The 18,539-nt window shown below is 52.2% G+C and carries 16 protein-coding genes; 8 read left to right on the forward strand and 8 right to left on the reverse strand.

Annotated features, from left to right (window positions below):
- Nucleotides 1–10 precede the first annotated feature (10 nt).
- Nucleotides 11–2,131, reverse strand: coding sequence for a methionine--tRNA ligase (metG, locus tag HRU73_RS06465; protein ID WP_287399989.1), 2,121 nt, complete (start codon nt 2,129–2,131; stop codon nt 11–13).
- 99 nt (nt 2,132–2,230) lie between these two features.
- Here metG and apbC point away from each other — a divergent pair, with 99 nt between their 5' ends.
- Nucleotides 2,231–3,316 (forward strand): iron-sulfur cluster carrier protein ApbC, encoded by a 1,086-nt coding sequence (gene apbC / locus HRU73_RS06470; RefSeq protein ID WP_281871496.1) that lies wholly within the window; start codon nt 2,231–2,233, stop codon nt 3,314–3,316.
- Nucleotides 3,317–3,325: 9 nt separating this feature from the next.
- Nucleotides 3,326–3,892, forward strand: coding sequence for a dCTP deaminase (gene dcd / locus HRU73_RS06475; RefSeq protein WP_276679013.1), 567 nt, complete (start codon nt 3,326–3,328; stop codon nt 3,890–3,892).
- Nucleotides 3,893–3,975: 83 nt separating this feature from the next.
- Here the strand turns inward: dcd and HRU73_RS06480 are convergent, their stop codons facing one another.
- Nucleotides 3,976–4,326 (reverse strand): cupin domain-containing protein, encoded by a 351-nt coding sequence (locus HRU73_RS06480; protein ID WP_276679041.1) that lies wholly within the window; start codon nt 4,324–4,326, stop codon nt 3,976–3,978.
- Nucleotides 4,327–4,446: 120 nt separating this feature from the next.
- Between HRU73_RS06480 and HRU73_RS06485 the strand changes: the two genes are divergently transcribed.
- Nucleotides 4,447–4,749 carry an antibiotic biosynthesis monooxygenase gene (locus HRU73_RS06485; RefSeq protein ID WP_276679014.1) on the forward strand — a complete coding sequence of 101 codons (303 nt, stop codon included), beginning with the start codon at nt 4,447–4,449 and terminating at the stop codon, nt 4,747–4,749.
- Complete coding sequence (locus HRU73_RS06490; RefSeq protein ID WP_287399992.1) at nt 4,749–5,933, forward strand: iron-containing alcohol dehydrogenase; 1,185 nt, start codon at nt 4,749–4,751, stop codon at nt 5,931–5,933. The genes HRU73_RS06485 and HRU73_RS06490 overlap by 1 nt, the downstream gene beginning before the upstream one ends.
- A gap of 6 nt (nt 5,934–5,939) precedes the next feature.
- Here HRU73_RS06490 and HRU73_RS06495 read toward each other — a convergent pair whose 3' ends face one another.
- On the reverse strand, nt 5,940–6,722 hold the full coding sequence (locus tag HRU73_RS06495; protein ID WP_287399993.1) for a M90 family metallopeptidase: 783 nt from the start codon (nt 6,720–6,722) through the stop codon (nt 5,940–5,942).
- A 265-nt stretch (nt 6,723–6,987) separates the two neighbouring features.
- On the opposite strand from HRU73_RS06495, the gene HRU73_RS06500 reads away from it, so the two are divergent.
- Complete coding sequence (locus tag HRU73_RS06500; RefSeq protein WP_287399994.1) at nt 6,988–9,726, forward strand: cation-transporting P-type ATPase; 2,739 nt, start codon at nt 6,988–6,990, stop codon at nt 9,724–9,726.
- Between the two features lie 44 nt (nt 9,727–9,770).
- On the opposite strand, the gene HRU73_RS06505 is transcribed toward HRU73_RS06500, so the two are convergent.
- Both HRU73_RS06505 and fur read right to left on the reverse strand, forming a co-directional pair.
- The gene (locus HRU73_RS06505; protein WP_276679019.1) at nt 9,771–11,981 is read right to left on the reverse strand and encodes a TonB-dependent receptor; all 2,211 of its coding nucleotides are present in this window, start codon (nt 11,979–11,981) and stop codon (nt 9,771–9,773) included.
- 455 nt (nt 11,982–12,436) lie between these two features.
- Nucleotides 12,437–12,877, reverse strand: a complete 441-nt coding sequence (gene fur / locus HRU73_RS06510) for a ferric iron uptake transcriptional regulator (protein WP_011111242.1) — start codon at nt 12,875–12,877, stop codon at nt 12,437–12,439.
- Nucleotides 12,878–13,089: 212 nt separating this feature from the next.
- Here fur and HRU73_RS06515 point away from each other — a divergent pair, with 212 nt between their 5' ends.
- From HRU73_RS06515 to HRU73_RS06525, 3 genes are read left to right on the forward strand one after another with little or no spacing between them, the layout of a single operon-like run.
- The gene (locus tag HRU73_RS06515) at nt 13,090–13,584 is read left to right on the forward strand and encodes an outer membrane protein assembly factor BamE (protein WP_011111241.1); all 495 of its coding nucleotides are present in this window, start codon (nt 13,090–13,092) and stop codon (nt 13,582–13,584) included.
- Entirely contained in the window at nt 13,581–14,387 is an 807-nt protein-coding gene (dapB, locus tag HRU73_RS06520) for a 4-hydroxy-tetrahydrodipicolinate reductase (RefSeq protein ID WP_011111240.1), read from the forward strand. Before HRU73_RS06515 ends, dapB begins: the two co-directional genes overlap by 4 nt.
- A 6-nt stretch (nt 14,388–14,393) precedes the next feature.
- Nucleotides 14,394–15,200 (forward strand): symmetrical bis(5'-nucleosyl)-tetraphosphatase, encoded by an 807-nt coding sequence (locus tag HRU73_RS06525; RefSeq protein WP_287399995.1) that lies wholly within the window; start codon nt 14,394–14,396, stop codon nt 15,198–15,200.
- Here the strand turns inward: HRU73_RS06525 and HRU73_RS06530 are convergent.
- The 3 genes from HRU73_RS06530 to gcvPB form a co-directional block, all read right to left on the reverse strand.
- Nucleotides 15,142–15,777 (reverse strand): lysophospholipid acyltransferase family protein, encoded by a 636-nt coding sequence (locus HRU73_RS06530; RefSeq protein ID WP_287399997.1) that lies wholly within the window; start codon nt 15,775–15,777, stop codon nt 15,142–15,144. The two genes, HRU73_RS06525 and HRU73_RS06530, sit on opposite strands and share 59 nt — an antisense overlap.
- Nucleotides 15,778–16,084: 307 nt before the next feature.
- Nucleotides 16,085–17,020 (reverse strand): carbohydrate kinase family protein, encoded by a 936-nt coding sequence (locus tag HRU73_RS06535; RefSeq protein WP_287399998.1) that lies wholly within the window; start codon nt 17,018–17,020, stop codon nt 16,085–16,087.
- 1 nt (nt 17,021) lies between these two features.
- Nucleotides 17,022–18,473 carry an aminomethyl-transferring glycine dehydrogenase subunit GcvPB gene (gene gcvPB, locus HRU73_RS06540; RefSeq protein WP_011111236.1) on the reverse strand — a complete coding sequence of 484 codons (1,452 nt, stop codon included), beginning with the start codon at nt 18,471–18,473 and terminating at the stop codon, nt 17,022–17,024.
- Nucleotides 18,474–18,539 lie beyond the last annotated feature (66 nt).

The following is an 18,539-nucleotide window of genomic DNA, read 5'->3' on the forward strand; positions in this document are numbered from 1 at the left end:
GACAAGAGAACTACTTCACCCGCATACCGGGTTGGGCGCCACTATCCGGGGCAAGCAGAAAAGGCCCTCCTCCGTTTTCACCACTTGCAGCCAGTACCATGCCTTCGGATAATCCGAATTTCATTTTCCGTGGAGCAAGATTGGCTACCATGACCGTCAGACGCCCTTTGAGCTGTTCCGGATCATAGGCAGATTTGATGCCGGCGAAGACAGTACGCTGTTCAGAGCCGATATCCAGTGTCAGTTGCAGCAGCTTGTCAGCACCGGGAACATGTTGCGCATCCACTATACGAGCAATGCGCAGATCGATCTTGCCGAAATCTTCGATAGAAATGGTTTCCGCAATCGGCGCAACGGGATGTTGTTGTGCCTGACCATGTCGCTGCGGGGAGTGTGATTCAGTTCCTGTATTCATCGTCTGTTGCATGGTTTGTTGATTGGCCGTAATCAGTGCAGTAATCTGCTTTGGGTCGATACGGGTCATGAGATGCTGATAAGGGTTGATCACATGGCCGGGGGGCAACAGCGTGCCGGATAAAGGTTGCCCGGCCGGCTGCTTCTGCCAGCCCAATTCACCCAGATTGAGGAAATCCTCGATCTGCGCAGCAGTGCGCGGCAGGATCGGCTTCAGATAGCAGGAAAGCAGATAAAACATCTGGATACCCAGGCTGCAGGCGCGGTGCAGCTCCCGCTCCCGCGTTTCATCCCGGGCAATTTCCCAGGGAGCCAGCGTGTGAATCAGTTCATTGACTTCATCTGCACGGCGCATGATATGGCGTACTGCTGCAGAAAAATCACGTGCTTCATAAGCGGCTTCGATCACTCCCGGCTGCCAGCCGGCAAAATGTTCATCCACCATTTGCTGCAGCAGACGGTAATCCTCACCGCTCACCAGCTTGCCGCCAAACTGCTTGCTGATGAATCCCGCACACCGGCTGGCAATATTGATGTATTTGCCCACCAGATCGGAATTGACACGCGCGACGAAATCATCCAGGTTGAGGTCGATATCCTCCATGCTGCCATTCAGCTTGGCGGCATAGTAGTAACGCAGCCATTCCGGGTTCAGCCCCTGTTCCAGATAGCTTTCCGCAGTAATGAACGTGCCGCGTGATTTACTCATTTTTTCACCGTTCACGGTCAGAAAACCGTGGGCAAAAATCTGTGTGGGTGTCCGGTAGCCTGCGTTCTCCAGCATCGCCGGCCAGAAAAGCGCATGAAAATAAAGAATATCCTTACCGATGAAATGATAAAGCTCGGTTGTGGAATCCTTTTTCCAGTATGCATCGAAATCGATCCCCTTCCGGGCACAGAGTTTCCTGAAGCTGCCCATGTAGCCGATGGGTGCATCCAGCCAGACGTAAAAATACTTGCCGGTTTCACCGGGAATCTCGAAGCCGAAATAAGGGGCATCACGCGAAATATCCCAGTCGGAAAGCTTGTTCTCTCCCGCTTCACCCAGCCATTCCGCCATTTTGTTGGCTGCTTCTGCCTGCAGATGATTCCCTTCACGCGTCCAGCGACGCAGAAAATCCGCACAGCGGGTATCTGATAATCTGAAGAAGAAATGCTCTGAAGCTTTTCTGACGGGAGTCGCACCGGAAACGGCAGAATAGGGATTTTTCAGCTCAGTCGGCGTATAGGCTGCGCCACAAGCCTCGCAGGAATCTCCATATTGTTCGGCCGCACCACATTTGGGACATTCACCCTTGACAAATCGATCCGGCAGAAACAGGTTTTTGACCGGATCATACAGCTGCTCGATTGCACGTACGGTAATCAGCCCCGCTTCTTTCAGTTTCCGGTAAATATCCTCGGCATAGTAGCGTGTCTCGTCGGAGTGCGTACTGTAGTACTGATCGAAAGCAATATGAAAACCGGTAAAATCACGCAGATGTTCCGTATGAACACGTGCAATCAGCGTTTCCGGCGAAATCCCCTCCTTTTCGGCACGCAGCATGACGGGTGTGCCATGGGTATCATCCGCACAAACATAATGGATGGTATGCCCCTGCATTTTCTGGAAACGCACCCAGATATCGGTCTGGATATACTCGACCAGATGTCCGAGATGGATGCTGCCATTGGCATAAGGCAGTGCGGAAGTTACCAGGATATCGCGTGTAGTCATCAGTTATCGATCGAATATAGGAAAAAAGAATTGTATAACAAACCAGCCGGCGCGATATTTGCTAACATCAATAGTTTTTGATCACAGGAGCTTTCTCAATTGATCACACAACAACAAATTGAGACGGTACTGGGGCAGACCATCGACCCCACGACCGGCAAGGATTATCTGACCAGCAAGGCGGTCAGCGACATTCAGATCAACCAGGATAATGTCTCGGTCAATATCGAACTCGGCTATCCAGCCAACAGCGTGCTGAATACCGTTCACCAGCAGATCGAACAGGCTGTGCGCACCGTGCCGGGAATCGGATCGATAACAGTCAACGTAACCAGCAATATCATTGCCCACAGCGCCCAGCGTAAACTCAAGCTGATTCCCGGCGTCAAGAACGTCATCGCCGTAGCTTCGGGCAAGGGGGGCGTAGGTAAATCCGCGACTGCAACCAATCTTGCACTGGCGCTGGCCGCCGAAGGCGCAACCGTGGGAATTCTGGATGCAGATATTTACGGCCCGTCACAACCGCAAATGCTCGGTGTCAGCGGGCGACCCGATTCTCCGGATGGCAAAACCATCGAACCGATGCGGGCACACGGCATCCAGATGATGTCGATCGGGTTACTGATCGACGTGGAAACCCCGATGGTCTGGCGCGGCCCGATGGTGACACAAGCCTTACAACAGTTGCTGAACGACACCCTCTGGCATGATCTCGACTATCTGGTCATCGATCTGCCTCCCGGTACAGGTGACATTCAACTGACACTTGCTCAGAAAATCCCGGTGACTGGTGCGGTAATCGTCACCACGCCGCAGGACATCGCACTGCTGGATGCCCGCAAAGGATTGAAGATGTTTGAAAAAGTCGGCATTCCCATTCTGGGGATCGTGGAAAACATGAGTCTCCATACCTGTTCACACTGCGGACACACCGAGCCGATTTTCGGAACTGGCGGAGGCGAGAAAATGTGCCGGGATTACAACGTCGAACTGCTCGGTGCACTACCGCTGGATATCCGCATCCGTGAACACACTGATGCCGGTAAGCCCAGCGTAGTAGCCGAACCGGACGGACAGATCGCAGACATCTACCGCACCATTGCACGCCGGACAGCGGCCAAGATCTCCGAAATGGCACGCGATTATTCGGATGTATTCACTCAGATCATCATGGAAGACGATTAAGGGCCTCGAATGTCAATCAAGTCAGACAAATGGATCCGCAGGATGGCTGCTGAATACAATATGATCGAGCCGTTCGAACCCAACCAGATCAAGCAGCGAAATGGCGAGAGCATCGTTTCCTATGGTACGTCCAGCTATGGCTACGATATTCGCTGCTCGGACGAATTCAAGCTGTTTACCAATCTGAATTCAACCATCGTCGATCCAAAACGCTTTGATTCCAACTCGTTTGTCGATGTCAAAGGCGATATATGCATCATCCCGCCCAACTCTTTTGCACTGGCACGTACCGTCGAATATTTCCGCATCCCGCGCAGTGTACTGACGATCTGTCTCGGGAAATCCACCTATGCCCGCTGCGGCATCATCGTCAACGTCACCCCGTTTGAACCGGAGTGGGAAGGCTATGTCACGCTGGAATTTTCCAATACGACTCCTTTGCCTGCCAAAATTTATGCCAATGAAGGCGTAGCACAAGTCATCTTCTTCGAATCGGATGAAGTGTGTGAAACGTCATACAAGGATCGCAACGGCAAATACCAGTTTCAGCAGGGAGTTACACTGCCCAAAATATAAGCCTGAGAAATACCCGCCACCGGTATTTCTCATCTACTGATCTCCTTTTATCTCTGTTCCATTTCTGGTTCCTACCGAATCCATCAGCCTTCCTTCCCGTTGTTTAGCCCCTGATGGGTGTATTCAGCCGGCGCGAAAAATACCAGCACAGTCAGATCTTCCGTAATGTCATAGAAACAGTGGTCAACATTGGCCGCCACGAAAACAATACTGCCGGCTGAAATCTGCCGATGGTCGCTGCCTATCCGCATAGTTGCCTTCCCGTGCGTCACATAATAAACCTCATCCTCGGTATGCGGCTCCTGCAGATCTTCTGATCCTGCCGGCAAGGTATAAACCCCCATACTCAGCGAAGGTACCCGCAAGAACTCCAGATAAGCTTCACCCGATTCTTTCTGCCGAGCAACCAAATCTGCCAATTCGTATACATCCATATGCAAAAATTCTCCTTAACTCATGAGTCAGTAATTATAAGGTCTGACTTGCACCCGGAAAACTGCACGCCCATAATCACGGCACTTATTCAGAACCCGTAAATGCAGAGGATTTACATCATGTATGTCACGATCGTCTATGCATCCGTCAAAGCAGACAAAGTAGAAGCATTCAAGGAAGCCACCCGTATGAATCATGAAAAATCGATTCACGAACCGGGCAATAGGCGTTTTGACATTCTGCAGTCTGCCGATGATCCAACCCGGTTCATACTTTACGAAGCGTACAAAACCCGGGAGGATGCCGCAGCGCATAAAGAAACTGCACATTATCTGGCGTGGCGCGATACCGTCACGGACTGGATGGCTGAGCCGCGCAAGGGGGTCATATATGATGGCCTGTATCCAGCCGAGAACGACTGATGATGCCCTTTTCCATTGCCCGACTGCCGCGCATCGAATTTGGTGCAGGCGTTTTGAAAAAACTGCCGGATATCATCGAAAATTATGGTACCCACATTTTATTGGTTACCGGCGCGCGCTCCTTTACAGACACTCCATACTGGCGGTTCCTGATCGATCAGCTCGAGCATCGCGCCATTACCTGGCAACACGCTACTGTGATGGAAGAGCCTTCCCCCGCTCTGATCGATGACCTCGTCAGCGCTTATGCCAATCAGCACTTTGCCGCAGTCATCGGCATCGGCGGCGGCAGTGCGCTCGATACCGCCAAAGCCGTAGCCGGATTGTTGCAGGTACAACGTTCGGTAATGGATTACCTCGAAGGAGTCGGCCCGGAGTTGCCGTATCACGGGCCCGCCGTACCATTCATCGCTGTCCCCACGACCGCCGGCACTGGCAGCGAGGCAACCAAAAACGCCGTACTCAGCGTGCAAGGCGAGAATGGTTTCAAGAAATCCTTCCGTCACGACAAACTGGTTGCTGAATATGCAATCGTCGATCCGGATTTACTGGCCAGTTGCCCGCCCGGCGTCATCGCTGCCAACGGTATGGATGCGCTGACACAATTGCTGGAATCGTACGTATCCCTCAAAGCCAATGCCCTCACCGATGCACTGGCGATCAGTGGATTGCAAGCTGTTCGTGACGCACTGCTCCCGTTTTATCACCAGCAAGGCGAGCTGGCGCAACACCGGGAGAAAATGGCTTACGCTGCACTGCTCTCCGGTATCACGCTGGCGCAAACAGGGTTGGGTTCGGTGCATGGCCTGGCATCCCCGCTCGGTGCGTTCTACCCGATTCCGCATGGTGTCGTTTGCGGTACCCTGGTTGCAGCCGCCACCCGGATCAACCTTCACAGCATGCACATGCGTGAGCCGGATAATCCGGCATTGGCAAAATACCGGCATGTTGCTGAGATTTTGTGCAAGCAGCACTTTAACGATCCGGAAATCGCCTTTGATGCCCTGATCGATCTGTTGACGCAATGGACAGAAGAACTCACCCTGCCCCGGCTGTCACACTACGGTCTGCAACCTGCCGGGCTCGATAAAGTCATCGCCCATTGCCGCGGCAGCAGCATGAAGACCAATCCGATCGTGCTCACCGACGATGAGATTCGGCAGATTCTGCTGGAAAGACTGTAACAATATTCAACTGTCTGTTTCACATTCCTGCCTCGCCACCGGATCCTGGCGGTAATACCGGGCCAGTTGCTGATACATCTCGGGAAAATACTGTTTGACCCGGTACGGCCTGGTGAAAAAGACCTCACTCGATACCGCAAAAAATTCCGCCGGATCCTCTGCTGCGTAGGGATCCATTATTGTGACTTCACCCCGCTCCACCTGCCTGCAAAAAATTTCATACGCCCGACTGAACACAGCAGCCCATATCCGCGGATCCATATCGCTGTGCAGTGGCGGGTAACCATTGGCAGAACCGTTCAGCATATCCAGTTTGTGTGCAAATTCGTGTATCACCACGTTGTATCCGGATTCATGGTGAACATGGACTACATCTTCCCACGACAGAATAACCGGCCCGGCCTGCCAGGATTCACCCGAAGCCACCATCCGCCTGGTATGAACGATACCGGCTTCATCGGTATAGGCGTGATCGAGAATAAACTTGCCAGGATAGACGATCACTTCCACCCAGTCATCATAGTATTCCGGATCCAGTTTCAGAATCAGCAGACAGGCCTGCACCGCAATCATCACACGCATTGCTTCTGTCACGACCAGTCCCTGCACACCGTTTATCTTCTTGTCATGCAGAAAAATGGTGGTCCATTCCCGTAGCTGCCTGAATTCATCTTGAGTCAACCCATGCAGGAAGGGAAGTTGATCCACTGCAGGCTGCCAGACAGATTCCCGGATCGGTTTACGTCCGAGAATCCAGCGCCGCCGCCATTTCTCCGGATACCAGATCATGAGTCGGTAAAGTTTTCGATAGCAACCGGCATAAAATTATTACCACCTCTCCATCAGTATTATTTCTACTCGGAACTTGAAAACCTGATCCTGTTCGTTTAACGTCGAACCTGTTTACCAATGAAATGGCAGGGTCAAACGTTGATCTGCCAGAAGAATTATCCGAACCCTGTTCAACCAGCGTGTCAGAAAGTATATCCGGTACAGCTGACCATACTCTCGGTTAAACATATTATATTTACCGACCATCTACAGTATTTTTGCTATGACAGATCACCGTGTCACTGACCACACTGAAACCTTACGGCAGACAGCATGGCATGCGCTGACTCTGCCGGAAGTCAGGCAGATCCTGCACACCGACTCGGCCGGTCTGAAAACGGACGAGGTCAACGATCGCTTTGCCCGGTTCGGACCGAACAGCCTGATCCCGCCCAAGCGCCGCGGACCACTGCTGCGCCTGCTGCTGCAATTCCACAATGTCCTGCTGTATATCATGATTGCCGCAGCCGCCATTACGGCTGTACTGGGTCACTGGGTGGATACAGGCGTCCTGCTGGCAGCCGTGATCATCAATGTCATCATCGGTTTCATCCAGGAAGGCAAAGCAGAAACGGCACTCGATTCCATCCGTGCCATGCTGTCGCCACATGCGACGGTCATCCGCGACGGTACTCGCTATGAGATCGATGCGGCCGGACTGGTACCCGGCGATCTGGTTCTGCTCGCTTCCGGTGATCGGGTGCCGGCGGATATACGCCTGATTTCAGTCAAAGAACTGCAGGTCGAAGAAGCCGCACTGACCGGCGAATCGCTACCAGTCAGAAAACGAATCGAGACAGCACTGCCGGACACGTTACCCGGGGATCGCTACGGCATGGCTTTTTCCGGCACACTGGTCGTTTACGGTCAGGCCAGCGGGATCGTCGTGGCAACCGGCAGCGCAACTGAACTGGGCAAAATCAATCGATTGCTGGAAGATACTCAGCATCTGTCCACCCCGTTATTACGCCAGATCGATCACTTCGGATTCAAACTGGCTGTTTTCATACTGGCCGCTTCTGCTGCGACTTTTCTGTTGGGAACCCTGTGGCGTAACCATGCGCCGGCAGAAATGTTCATGATGGCGGTAGCTTTGATTGCTTCCGCAATACCGGAAGGATTACCGGCCATCATGACAGTAACGCTGGCACTGGGCGTCCAGCGCATGGCACGGCGCAATGCCATTATCCGAAGACTGCCTGCAGTCGAGGCACTGGGATCAGTGACAGTCATCTGCTCTGACAAGACCGGGACACTGACGCGCAATGAAATGACAGTACAGCGGATCGTCTGTGCCGATCATACGATCGATGTCAGCGGAGTCGGTTATGTACCGACAGGTGAATACAGTATCGATGGACATACCATCGACCCTGCCCATTATCCGGCACTTACCCTGGCGATTCGTTCCGGCGTGCTGTGCAACGATGCCTTGTTACGGGAAAAGGATGGCCTCTGGAGCGTGGAAGGAGATCCCACCGAAGGAGCTCTGCTGATTCTGGGCGCAAAGAACGGTTTTTCCAATCATCATGCCAATGCAGCCTGGCCGCGACGGGACGTCATCCCGTTCGAATCCCAGCATTCCTTCATGGCAACGTACCACCATGACAATGAGAATGAACCCTGGATTTTCGTCAAAGGTGCGCCAGAACGCATTCTGGATATGTGTACCACCCAGTTGCAGCAGAATGGTAAACAGCCGATTGATATCGACTACTGGCAACGGATGGTAAGCGCCACGGCTGCTAAAGGATTACGCCTGCTGGCACTGGCCTGCAAACGATCAGCCCCGCAGGAAGACAGCCTGAAAATCAGTGATATGAAAACGGGTTTTACCTTACTTGCGCTGGTTGGCATCATCGATCCCCCGCGTGAAGAAGCCGTTCAGGCCGTAGCCGAATGCCATCGGGCAGGTATACGGGTCAAAATGATTACCGGGGATCATGCAGAAACCGCCCGTGCTGTCGGAGCACAACTGGCCATCGGGGTCGGCAGGCCGGTACTCACCGGAATGGAAATCGCTGCCATGGATGATGATACCCTGCGTGATATCGTCATGGATGTCGATATCTTTGCCCGGACCAGCCCTGAACACAAACTGCGTCTGGTAAAAGCCTTACAGGCCGGTGGTCAGGTAGTGGCAATGACTGGAGATGGAGTGAACGATGCACCGGCACTCAAACGTGCCGATGTCGGTGTGGCCATGGGAATGAAAGGTACTGAAGCCGCCAAGGAAGCATCCGACATGGTACTGGCCGATGACAACTTTGCCACCATCGCTTACGCAGTGCGCGAAGGCCGGGTTGTTTACGACAATCTGAAAAAATTCATCCTGTTCATGCTGCCCACCAATGGTGGTGAAGCACTCGTCATCATAGCCGCCATTCTGTTTGAATTCACCCTGCCACTCACACCGGCACAGGTGTTGTGGATCAATATGGTGACAGTCAGTACCCTGGGGCTGGCACTGGCTTTTGAGCCGGCAGAACGTAACATCATGAATCACCGCCCAAGATCACCAAAAGAAGCGCTACTGTCCGGCTTTTTTGTCTGGCGTGTTCTGATGGTATCTGTATTGATGATGATTGGCGGACTGGGTCTTTTTCTGTGGGAGCAGCACATCGGAGTCAGCACGGAAACAGCCCGCACGATGGCGGTCAACGCCATCGTAATGTCCGAGATGTTTTATCTGATCAACAGTCGCCACACCTTTGCATCGGTTCTTCATCTCGAAGGATTGACCGGTAACCGTTATGTCCTGCTGGCGATCGCTGCCTGCCTGCTGCTGCAGATTGCCTATACTCATCTGCCGACCATGCAATCCATATTCAATTCGACTGATTTGACGATGCTGCAATGGTGCAAGTCTATCGCTGCCGGATTGATGGTGTTTTGTGTCATCGAGATTGAGAAATCAGTCATCCGGCATACCCGCCTTGCCTCAGTCGTGACATCGGCCTGACAGGCCGGCCTGTCACGGCCGGCCAGGATGACTGGCAGTGTAAGTCAGAATTTGATATTGAGTCCTGCGTAAACCGAACGTCCCATGCCGGGAACGGCAATGCCGTAAGGAATACCATTGATACCCATGGTCATCCCCTGTCCGGTATAAGCACCACCGAGCGGTAGCGCGTAGAGACGGTCGAACAGGTTCTCTACTCCCAGATCGAGGCGCATATTCTTCCATGTGTAGCTGGTACGCAAGTGTGTCAGGAAATAGCTGCCCGTATGGATTTCGTTGCGTACCGAGGAAACTGAACTCTTGCGGGCGACACCGACCAGTTCGACTGCGCTACTCCAGCCGCCATACTGATGGGTGAAGGTCACTTTACCGTTGAGTGGCATCATATTGTACAGCTCGTCACCCGTTTTCTTGTTCTCCCCTCTGGTGTAGTTCATCAGACCCCGCAGACCAAATTCACCGAGGCTGGTTTTTGCCAGTACTGTTCGACCGGAGAGATCAAGCCCATAAAGATGGGCAGACTGATTGGCATATTGCAGAATGACGAACTGGTTGCCGGTCGTTGCATTGGTTACTGTACAGTTTGGCCCGCTTGAACAGCGGATGGCATCGACATAGTCGTTCACATAGGTGAAATAGGGCGTGGCCTTGACTTCCCATTCCCGGTCAACCGCGTGCAGATCTATGGTGAGGGAAGCGGTATAGGCTTTCTCCGGTTTCAGATCCATATTGCCTACGTAACCGTTACCATCACCAACAAAGTTGTTCATGATGGCAGCCATACTCCAGGTAGACCAGGCATAGCGCTCATACAGATTCGGTGTGCGCACCTTGCGTGCCAGACCCAGCTCGAGGTCGATCATGTCACCGGGTGTGTAACGCGCCAGTGCCGTCACATCGACGTTATCATCAGTACGCTTGTGACCGCGGGCATTGAAAGCGTTGGTATCAGGAATCTGGTTACCCATCATGTTTCCATAGCCGTGAACGTTGTTTGCATCCGTTTCCAGATGTTCGTAACGGGCACCCAGCAGCGTAGTCCACTGCGAACCGAACCGCCTTTCCCACTCAGCAAAAACACCTATCCGGTCACGCTTGCCGTCATTGATGTTTTCAAAGGTGAGAGGCGACATGGCACCGGTTCCGGACGGCGGCCACCAGTCTTCCAGCGTGTAGTGCTGATAGAGCATTCCGACACGCAGCAAATCGTTGCTGGTGAGATCGATATCCCCTTTCAGGTTGAAACCCAGAGTACGGCCACGGCTGTACATCGGCATACCATTCAACGCCGTGCCATAGACAAGCTGCTTGTCGTCACTGAAATTCATATAGTGATCGACCGCTTCATAGTAAACACGACCATCGACCGTTCCCCAATCGTACTGGCCGAGATAACGCACATTCACCCGCTTCTGTTCATTGTCCAGCATGTCCATACGCTGGTTGGGGTAAAACTGGTACGGAACGTTCTGATAGCCCAGTTTCGCCTCGAGCAGGTGATTATCCGCTCGCAAGGCAACTCCCACGGTATGCGTCAGACTTTTATAAGCAGTGGAGCCCACTTCATCCAGAGGCAAGGTATGGCCTGGTCGTCCCGTTGCGGTTGTTGTCTTGAAATTGCCACCCGCTTTGTAGTTATCCGCCGTAGTGATCGCACCTGAATAGTTGATGCTGAAGAATTCGTTGGCCAGTGTGGCAGACAGGTTACCACCGATGGCATTGTTGTTGCTGCGGAAGAAAGTGCCAATTTCGCCTTTGATGAGTGAGCGCTGGCCGGGAGCGGCAAATTGCGGCAGCGCAGATTCGGCAATGATGGTACCGCCAATACTGTCCCCTCCAACGCTGACCGGTGTGACACCGGCATACACTCTGATTTTTGCGACATTGGTCGGATCAATATAGGAAAGCGGCGGATTCATGTGATTGGCACAAGAAGAAATGAAATCCATACCATCTACTGTGATACGCAAGCGATCATCGGCCAAGCCATGAATCACGGGCAGGCTGGAAACACCCCCCGCACCGTAGAGGTGTACGCCAGGCACATCCCGCAGCAAAGAAGCAGTATCCCGGGTAATGGCATGCTGAGCCGCAATTTCGGCTGATCCAATTTCCTCGGGTGTCACTGCATCACGAATCTTGCTGGTTTTAACTACCACTTCACCCAAAGTAGTTTGTGCCTGTGTCTGTTGTACGGCAAAAGCAGACAGAGCGACTGCCACGGCTGCCGTCACCGGCTTGATACGATATTTCATAAACCCCTCCAGTTTCTGGTCTTTACAGATAACAGGAACGGGATTGTGCAGGTTTCAAACGAAAAAAAGAATGTGACAAATTGTCGCACCGGATCCCAGCAATCACGGCACTTAGATCTGAAGTAAATCTGGAAGCCATCATGGTCGATGGTCGATTGCCGCGTTTATAACGCGTTGACCATACTTCTGAGTATCTCGAAGTATCAAAGATGATTCCGGGGATTGCAGTACAACAGTAATTTCTGTGGAATCATGGACGTCATAATACCTGCCCTGTCAGGTATTGAACGGGCACACCATATCTGCAAAACCGGCCTTGTTCCCGGAATGCATTAAAATTGCGTGTGACGAGAGGAGATATGAATCCGGTTGATCCAGATGATCGTATCAGCGTGCAGGAAGATACTGTCAGGGCTCACGCCCGCTTCCCGATCTCCGGGCAAGAATACTGCCGTCTATTTGCGGTGCGGACAATTTTCCTTGGTGCAATCAGCGTACAGTGACAGGGAATGCTCCTGCAATACGAATCCACGCTCCTTGGCAATTCTTGCCTGGCGTTTCTCGATTTCCGGATCATAAAACTCTTCCACCCGGCCACATTGCAGACATACCAGATGGTCGTGGTGGTTATCGCTCGCCAGTTCGAATACTGCCTTGCCACTTTCGAAATGGTGGCGTTCGAGCAGGCCGGCCTGTTCAAACTGGGTCAACACGCGGTAAACCGTTGCCAGACCGATATCTTCCCCTCCATTGAGCAGTTCTTTATATACATCTTCCGCCGAGAGGTGACGAATCAAACTGTTCTCGAACAAATTCAGTATTTTCAGACGCGGGAGAGTCGTCTTCAATCCCATCGTTTTAAGATCTATATTCTTCAAATTTTCCGATTTCTTCATAGGTTATTTATCCAGAAATATTTGCTGTATCTATGAGACAATTACGACGCTTTAGCCTCCATCATAATTTCCTTTTGATCCGAGGAAACCTCGCTACTCGCCATAAAGATACGTATTATTACAGTCATTTTCGTTTACACTTTACCCCGCTCCGGGAGAGCTGACCGTCCATAGTATCCTATCCCGGGCGGATTGAAAAATATTGATCTGGTATGCATGCATTTTTCCCACGACTGTTACTTCTGTTGCTGTTTCTTCCTCTGACACACTGCACCTATCTTCCTTCACTGCCCTACAAAATCGATATCCAGCAGGGTAATGTCGTAACGGATGAAATGGTGGCAAAACTGAAGCCTGGAATGACTCGCTCCCAGGTTCGATTCACACTGGGTACACCGCTGGTGATGGATATATTCCATGGTGACCGGTGGGATTATATCTATCGCACTGCACCGGGTGGTCGAGTCGCTGAAGAAAAGAAACTGACCGTTTTCTTCCAGGATGACCGGTTATCACACATTCAGGGAGATTTTCCGCAACCGCCGGCTTTCAGCGAGAGTGAGCCTGCTCAGAACTTCTTTTCTCCCGAACAAACATTTACCCCTGCCCCGGATACCGACAGCAATATGAATGAAGAACCGGACAAAAAAGGGACGGTCAACTTCCTCAAAGAAAACCAGACAAATTTTTACAAGGATAATCAATGACGCCGTTAAACATAGCCGTTGCCGGAAGTACCGGCCGCATGGGTCGGGCAATCATGGAAACCATTGCAGAAGCAGACGATCTGCGATTATCCGCAGCACTCGAGCAACCGGGCAATCCGTATCTGTCACAAGATGCGGGCAGCCTGACCGGAACACCTCCGGGAGTCGCCATCAGCAGTGATTATGTCTCTGCACTGGCTGGCAGCGATATACTGGTCGACTTCACGCGCCCTGCCGGCACGCTGTCACACCTTGCCACATGTCGTAAACTGGGTGTCAGAATGGTGATCGGCACTACCGGATTTTCACCGGAAGAAAAAGACATCATTCGTAATGCCGCCCAAGACATCGCCATCGTACTGGCTCCCAACATGAGTGTGGGAGTCAACCTGCTGTTCAGATTGCTCGAAGTAGCCGCAAAAGCATTGCCGGAAGGCTACGATGTCGAAATCATCGAAGCACATCATCGTCATAAGGTCGATGCTCCCTCCGGAACGGCCCTGCGCATGGGTGAAGTAATCGCCCAGGCCCAGAGCAGGGACCTTGAGAAAGTTGCGATTTACGGCCGTGAAGGCAATACCGGTGAACGCCGTGCAGATACCATCGGATTCTCGACCATACGTGGCGGAGATATCGTAGGCGACCACACGGCATTATTCGCCGGAATCGGTGAACGCCTGGAAATCACTCATAAAGCCAGCAGCCGTAAAACATTTGCTGCCGGGGCACTGCATGCAGCACGTTTTCTCATGACCAGGAAATCCGGATTGTTCGATATGCAGGATGTATTGGGGCTGCGCTGACTTTCAATGGCGACCTATGCAATCGGTGATCTGCAGGGCTGCCACCGGCATTTTCTCGAACTGCTCGACCTGATCGGCTTCAACGCTACCCGCGACAGACTGTGGCTGGTCGGTGACATCGTCAACCGCGGACCGGATTCGCTCTCATTGCTGCGTACCTTGATAGAACTGGGTGACGCCGTCACAATGGTACTCGGCAACCATGATCTCCACCTTCTGGCCATAGCAGCAGGCTCCGCCCGACAACAACACGGAGACACCCTGCAACCGGTTCTGGAAACGCCCGACAGCAGCAGGCTGCTCGATTGGCTACGGCATCAGCAACTGTTTCATCACGAAGATGAATATGCACTGGTTCACGCCGGTCTGTTACCGAACTGGAGCATCGAGCAGGCGCAAATCCTGGCGCAGGAAGTCGAAACAATCATTCGCGGCGACCGATTTCAGACATTTTCCCGTTCAATGTATGGCAATGTGCCTGATCACTGGCATGACCGGCTGCAGGGAGAAGATCGCTGGCGAGTCATCATCAATGCCATGACACGCATGCGTGTCTGTTCGCCGGAAGGCAGAATGAATTTTTCCTGCAAGGGTGAATTGTCATCTGTTCCGGACGGTTTGCTGCCCTGGTTCGAGATTCCCTGGCGAGCCAGCAAGGATACGACGATCGTGTTCGGGCACTGGTCAGCGCTGGGATTACATCTGACACCCAACCTCATCGCCTTGGATACGGGCTGTGTCTGGCAAGGCTGTCTTACATCCGTTCGGCTGGAAGATCGGAAAGTGTTTCAGGTACCGTGCGTACGACATTGAGTGACAGGGTTTGCGCAATGGCTTTTTCTGCCAGACGCGCCAGCTCGCGCCGGTTTCTGCCCGCTCCCGGAATGGGTTCCCTGAAAATCAGTTCCACCTGAATCTCCGGCTCTGCCAATATCTGCATCAGGGATTGCAGTATCGTCACGCTGACATAGGCAACACTCGAATTCCGCGAACCATCACGGTTACGATAACGGATTGCAACCGGATAAAGCAATGTTTCAGCTGTTACAGCAGATTGCAGCAGGGAAGCATGAAAATGCTGGAGCACATTCCCATCACCGGTCGTACCCTCAGGGAATATCACGACCGAGCGTCCGTCTTTCAGAATACTGCTTATCTGCTGATTGATCCGTAACGTATCCCCGCGTTTCTCACGTTCGATGAACAGGGTTCCGGCATTGCGACATAACCGACCCAGTATCGGCCAGGTGCCGATTTCTGCCTTGGCAACGAAATGCACCGGATATACCGCCAGAATGACCATGATATCCAGCCATGAGATGTGATTGGCTACAAAAACTACCCCTTGCCGGCCACAAATAGGCAACACACCACCGGGGCACAACTTCACTTTGAGAATCCGAAGAAATTTTTGTGCCCAGTTACAGGCCATTCGGTTTTGCCTGACTGTACTGACGTACGGCAAAGCAAACGATTGCAACAGTCCGGAAGTGATATGCAGGATCAACCTGATAAACCGGACACTTCTGGTTAATCTGTTAACTCCGGTTGCGGCCATGGTGGATAGCAGAACGTCGATCCGATAAAAATTTGATTTGACAGGTCTGCTCTATGGCGCCGGATCAGAACCGATACCTGTTTATCTGGTGGATTACAGATATTCCCGGCAACAAGGCTACTGCCGGGAATAATGCAGGCTAGAGTATACGGCAGCCAAAAGCTTCAAAGTAGCGCTGGCCAATCTCATCACGCTGATATTGATGATTCTGACCGCCACGATGAGCTATTTTCAATGTGCCCATGAGTGATGCAAGTTGCCCGGTCGTCTGCCAATCCATATCCTGAGCAATGCCATAAAGCAATCCGGCACGATAGGCATCTCCGCAACCGGTTGGATCGACAACTTTTTGCGGGCGAACAGCAGGGATCTGAAACTGCTTGCCTTGGGCATGGATCACCGAACCTTCCGCCCCTTTGGTCTCGATAAGCGCCTTGACCCGGGTAGCCAGCTCACTCAATGTATAGCCTGTGACCGACTGTAACAGCTGAGCTTCATAATCATTGACCGCTATATAATCTGCCATGTCAATGAAATCAATCAGTTCATCACCACTGAACATCGGCATACCCTGGCCCGGGTCAAATATGAAAGGAATACCGGCTTCATGAAATTCCCGGGCGTGAGTAAGCATCCCATCCCGGCCATCCGGAGCAATGATACCAAGACTGACATCGATAGCATCTTTCACACTGTTCTGATGGGAGAAATTCATTGCGCCAGGATGAAAAGCAGTGATCTGATTATCATCCAGATCCGTAGTAATGAATGCCTGTGCCGTGAAGGTATCCTGTATCCGACGAATATATGTCTGTGCCAGCCCAAGCTTTTCCAGTCTGTAGGTATAGGGTTGGAAATCATCCCCGACCGTTGCCATTATCAACGGTTTACCCTCCAGCATCTTCAGGTTGTAGGCGATATTTGCCGCGCAACCGCCAAACTCCCGTCGCATTTCCGGCACCAGAAACGCGACGTTCAGAACATGGATCTTGTCTGGCAGGATATGGCGTTTGAAACGATCTTCAAACACCATGATCGTGTCATAGGCGATGGAACCACAGATCAGTGTATGCATATCAGCCCGCCGGATCCCAGACCAGGTCGAGCTCACGGGCAGCCTTGACATCATCGATTTTCCGCAGGGGCATATCGTGTGGAGCGGCCTTGACCATATCCGGCTGGGTGGCTATCTCATCCAGAATCTCCTTCATTGCAGCAACAAAGCGATCCAGTGTTTCCTTGGATTCGGTTTCAGCCGGCTCGATCAGCAGGCATTCTGGTACCAGCAAAGGAAAATACGTGGTAGGTGCATGAAAACCTTTATCCAGCAGACGCTTGGCAAGATTCATGGCAGTTACCCCGGTTCTGTCTTTGATCTCTTTCATCGTGACGATGAATTCATGACTGGCACGGCGATTGGGATAAGCAATCTCGAAACCCAGTTTGCGCAACTCAGCCATCAGATAATTGGCATTGAGTGTTGCATACTCGGAAATGCGGTGCATCCCTTCCGCCCCCAGCAATCTGACGTAGATATAGGCACGCAGCAATACTCCGGCATTACCCATGTGAGCGGATAAACGCCCGATAGTTTGAGGACGATCTTCCTCGGTCAGCCAGCGGTAAACCCCTTGCTCATGTGCCACGATCGGTACTGGCAGATAGGGCAGCAGGCGTTCAGCCACACCGACGGGTGCTGCACCTGGCCCACCACCGCCATGAGGAGTCGAGAAAGTCTTGTGCAGATTCATGTGGATGACATCGAACCCCATATCACCCGGCTTGACTTTACCCAGCACCGCATTGAGGTTGGCACCATCGTAGTACAGCAAACCACCTGCTGCATGTACGATCCGGCTCATTTCCGCTACTTTCTTCTCGAATACACCCAGTGTGGAAGGATTGGTCAGCATCAGACCAGCCGTTTTGGGACCAACGGCTGCTTTCAGTGCATCCATATCCACGTCACCATCGCGATTCGTGGGAATCTCGATGACTTTGTAACCGCACATGACAGCAGTAGCAGGGTTGGTACCGTGTGCGGCATCCGGAATAATGATTTCGGTACGTCCGGTATCGCCATGTGCTTCATGATATGCACGAATCATCGTAATACCGATCAGTTCACCCTGCGCGCCCGCCATTGAAGTCAAGCTGACCGCTGCCATACCCGTGATGTCCTTCAAAATCTCCTGCAGCTCATACATACAGGCCAGAAATCCCTGGCCTGTATCTTCAGGTGCCAGCGGGTGACGTGACAGGAATTGCGGCAGCATAGCCAGTGAATTACAGGCACGCGGGTTATATTTCATGGTGCAGGAACCGAGCGGATAAAACTCTGTATCTATCGAGAAATTTTTCTGAGACAGGCGGGTATAGTGGCGTACCGTGTCCATTTCAGAAACTTCGGGCAACAGGGGGGTAGATTTACGCTTCAGATGATCCGGAATATTGTTTTTGGCTGGCCGGGTTGCCGGAGCCTGAGAATAATTCCGACGATTCTTGCGGGAATGTTCGAATATCAGCATGTTTTATCTTATATTGGTGAAATTGGTGTGCAGTACACGTAGTACAGCTTTATATCCGGCTTATCT

The sequence above is a fragment of the Nitrosomonas sp. H1_AOB3 genome (assembly GCF_015709435.1).
Lineage (GTDB): Bacteria > Pseudomonadota > Gammaproteobacteria > Burkholderiales > Nitrosomonadaceae > Nitrosomonas > Nitrosomonas europaea.